Annotated in this window: 4 protein-coding genes, 1 tRNA gene and 1 rRNA gene; 2 read left to right on the top strand and 4 right to left on the bottom strand. The window is 30.3% G+C overall.

Annotated features, from left to right (window positions below):
* Nucleotides 1-240: 240 nt before the first annotated feature.
* Entirely contained in the window at nt 241-567 is a 327-nt protein-coding gene (locus N4T77_RS19950) for a DUF1904 domain-containing protein (protein WP_261673615.1), read from the top strand.
* Between the two features lie 128 nt (nt 568-695).
* Here N4T77_RS19950 and N4T77_RS19945 read toward each other — a convergent pair whose 3' ends face one another.
* Nucleotides 696-1,829 (bottom strand): alanine--glyoxylate aminotransferase family protein, encoded by a 1,134-nt coding sequence (locus N4T77_RS19945; RefSeq protein WP_261673614.1) that lies wholly within the window; start codon nt 1,827-1,829, stop codon nt 696-698.
* 291 nt (nt 1,830-2,120) lie between these two features.
* On the opposite strand from N4T77_RS19945, the gene N4T77_RS19940 reads away from it, so the two are divergent.
* The gene (locus tag N4T77_RS19940; protein ID WP_261673613.1) at nt 2,121-2,717 is read left to right on the top strand and encodes a uracil-DNA glycosylase; all 597 of its coding nucleotides are present in this window, start codon (nt 2,121-2,123) and stop codon (nt 2,715-2,717) included.
* A 21-nt stretch (nt 2,718-2,738) separates the two neighbouring features.
* Here N4T77_RS19940 and N4T77_RS19935 read toward each other — a convergent pair whose 3' ends face one another.
* The 3 genes from N4T77_RS19935 to rrf form a co-directional block, all read right to left on the bottom strand.
* The gene (locus N4T77_RS19935) at nt 2,739-3,155 is read right to left on the bottom strand and encodes a VanZ family protein (RefSeq protein ID WP_261673612.1); all 417 of its coding nucleotides are present in this window, start codon (nt 3,153-3,155) and stop codon (nt 2,739-2,741) included.
* A 201-nt stretch (nt 3,156-3,356) separates the two neighbouring features.
* A tRNA-Lys gene (locus N4T77_RS19930) sits at nt 3,357-3,432 on the bottom strand.
* Nucleotides 3,433-3,438: 6 nt separating this feature from the next.
* A 5S ribosomal RNA gene (rrf, locus tag N4T77_RS19925) occupies nt 3,439-3,533 on the bottom strand; the annotation flags it as partial.

Below are 3,533 nucleotides of genomic sequence, written 5' to 3'. Positions count from 1 at the left end.
AAGTTGTTTTTGTTAAGTATTGTCGTTTCTTGTGACGACATGTGTTATTGTATCACATATTTTACATTGATCTGCTGTGAATCTTTCTATTTTACGACTTTATGTCATGTTAATTGTCTTTATCTAGTATTTTCTCAATTATACTACTATTGACACACTGGGATAAGTTTTTCTACCTGCTAAGAATAAATCTTTAATTTTTAATTTCCATAGGTTAAAATATTCTAGGAGGTGAGCTAAATGCCACAAATTAAAATGAGAGGCGTGGATATAAATAAAATATCTGTTATAAGTACTGAAATGATTGATGAACTTGAAAAAATAGTAAAATGTCCAAGAGAGTATTTTACTATTGAGTGTATTTCTTCAACATTTATAAAGGATGGCAAGATAGATGATGGGTATCCACTTATAGAGTTAGTTTGGTTTGATAGAGGTCAAGAAACACAAGATGAAGTATCAAAATCTATAACTAATTTCATACATAAGGCTGGTTACGAAAACGTAGATGTTTTCTTTACAGTCTTGAAAGAAAGTTCATATTATGAAAATGGAGAACATTTTTAAGTAATATTATATTTTTTTATTAAGTGATTAATAGTTAAGAGTTGTTATTAATAGTTATTTAATCTTAAAATTTATTGTAGTTAATTAAATTTTAGAAACTTACTATAATAACAACTTTTAACTATAATTTAGAACTCCTTTAAAAAGCAGGAAGCTATATTACACTTACACATAAATCCAAAATGCTCCAGAGACTTTTGTAAGGCTGCCAATGTATAACTAACTTTATCCACTCTTGCATTTTCGCCCATATGTCCTATCCTTATAACTTTTCCTCCTAAGTACCCAAAGGAACCTGCTATTAGTAAATTATATTGTTCTAGCATGTAATCTCTCAACTTTTTATCATCTATTCCATCAGGTATTTTAACAACAGTTACGTTATTACAATATCCTTCTTTAAGATACAATTCTAATCCTGATTCTTTTATACTTCTCCTAGTTGCTTCTGCTATATTTTTATGTCTTTCTAAGATTTTTTTATCACTTAGAATATTATCAATAGCTACTCTTAAAGCCATTATATCGCTTATAGGTTGGGTATAAGGGAACCATTTATTTTCATAATACTTTTCCCAGATTAATAGATTGCAATAAAATGATGCTATTGGAGTTGATCTATTTTTCATTGATTTAAAAGCATCTTCACTTATACTTAAGATTGTAAGTCCAGGTGGTGCAGATATACACTTTTGTGAAGCTCCTAGTGCTATATCTATTCTCCAATCGTCTACTCTTAATTCTTCTCCACCCATAGCAGCAACACTGTCTACTACAGTTAATATGCCTTTTTCCTTTAGCATAGGACATATCTGTGATACGTTATTCAGCACACCTGAGGGAGTATCACAATGCACTATTGTGGCGTACTTAAAATTACTATCTTTATCTAAAAATCTTTTTAATTCTTCTATATCTATATCTCTTTCTCTATCTCCTTTAAAAAATACTACCTCACCGCCATACATCCTTACAAAATCCGCAAACCCTTCTCCAAAAATGCCGTTATCTATAACTAAAACTCTATCTCCTTTTTCGGTTAATGATGCACACGCAGCTTCTAATCCCAATATACCTTCTCCATTTAGTATTCTCACTTCATTATTTGTTTTTAAAAATCGGCCTATTCTTTCACAGGTTTCTCTATAGAATTCGTAAAATTGTAAATCTAAATCTGGGTTTGTAAACTGTAAGCTTCTAGTTATCCTTACATTTTCACATACCTCTGTAGGCCCTGGTGTCATTATATATGGAACTTTCATCTTTACCACTCCTAATTAAATATTAGTTTTTTTACCTTTGTTATAATAAATAAATTATATCACCTGTAATAATCATTACAAAATGTATTAATACACTTTGCAATAATGTTTCACAGACTTTATATTATTTATATCCTTTATTAAAAAGCTAATACTCTGTGCATATATTAACTTAATTATGAAAAACTAAATATATTCACAAGTTGTAAAATGAATCAATTCTATGTTTACTGTAAACAATTAGATACTTCACTTTTATGTAGTATATTATTTTTTGAGAGGAACTAAGAAATGAATACAATAGAGAATTTAAAGAAAAAAATTAAAAACATAGTAGAAAATTATGATGAAGATCTAATTAGAGGATATATTACAGGAGACGGACCAATTCCTTGTGATATTCTATTTGTCGGAGAGGCTCCTGGAAAAACTGAGGTTGAACAAGGAAAAGCCTTTGTAGGAACTGCAGGTAAAAATTTTGAGAAGCATTTAAATTCTATTGGTTTATCTAGAGAAAACATTAGGGTAACTAACACCTGTTATTTTAGACCTATAAAAATCAAAGAAGGAAAAACTGGGAAAACATCAATTAGTAATAGGCCTCCTAAAATTTCAGAAATAGAGCTTTTCCGAGAAATATTAGATGAGGAAATTAAACTCGTTCACCCTAAAATAATAATAACATTGGGAAATGTACCCCTAAGGAGGCTTACAAATTTTAAGTCTATTGGTGAATATCACGGCACTCTTCACTTTAATCAGGAGTTAAGTAGTTATATATTCCCTATGTATCATCCTTCTTCCCTAACTTATAATAGAAGTGAAGAATTTAACTTAATGTATAAAGAAGATTGGAATAAACTAAAAAAAGCCCTAGAAAATTTATAACTAGGGCTTTTTCTATAGAGATTATTTGCTTTTAAAATGTAAAATTAATGCACCTGCACCGCCGCCAAAAGTGTCTATTATAACATCTCTGATACGTCCAGTTCTGCCACTGACAAAAAGTTGATGAAACTCATCTGTACAGGCATATAAGAATACTATAAATAGTGCTAATATAAGCTTCTTCTTTAGACTAATACCTTTACTTAATGCATTAAATAGCAACAAATAAAGTATTAAGTACTCTAAAAAGTGTGCAATTTTTCTAATAATAAAGTTAGCTAGTTCACCTAAGATACTATCTAGGTTTAACCCTAAAAACTGAAATACTCTTATAACAAGCCTACTTTTCTCATCTGACACAACAGCTGGCTGATTGGAGAATATAAATATAATAGCCATCCATACAAAAACTAGTATGATTTTAAAATATTTTCTCATCCTATAAAACCTTTCTTAAATATATATGATTTAGTGAGAACCATCTTGTAGGTCATAAAAATAGTTTCCTACTCATGGAAAAGTTATAAATAAACTATCATAACTATATATTAATCTTAAGCTCTGAAAAAATCTATACTAAACCTATATTATAAAATGATTAATCAAAAAATAAAAAGAAGCATCTTAGAAGATGCTTCTTGGTGGCTCACCGGGGAATCGAACCCCGGACACCATGATTAAAAGTCATGTGCTCTACCGACTGAGCTAGTGAACCCTATTGACCTAGCGACGTCCTACTCTTCCACTCAGTCTCCCGAGCAGTACCATCGGCGCTGAGAAGCTTAACCATCGTGTTCGGAATGGGAACGGGTGTTA

This window comes from Clostridium sp. CX1, assembly GCF_025398335.1.
Classification (GTDB): Bacteria; Bacillota; Clostridia; order Clostridiales; family Clostridiaceae; genus Clostridium_AM; species Clostridium_AM tanneri.
This window is presented reverse-complemented; position numbering and strand designations above follow the sequence as displayed.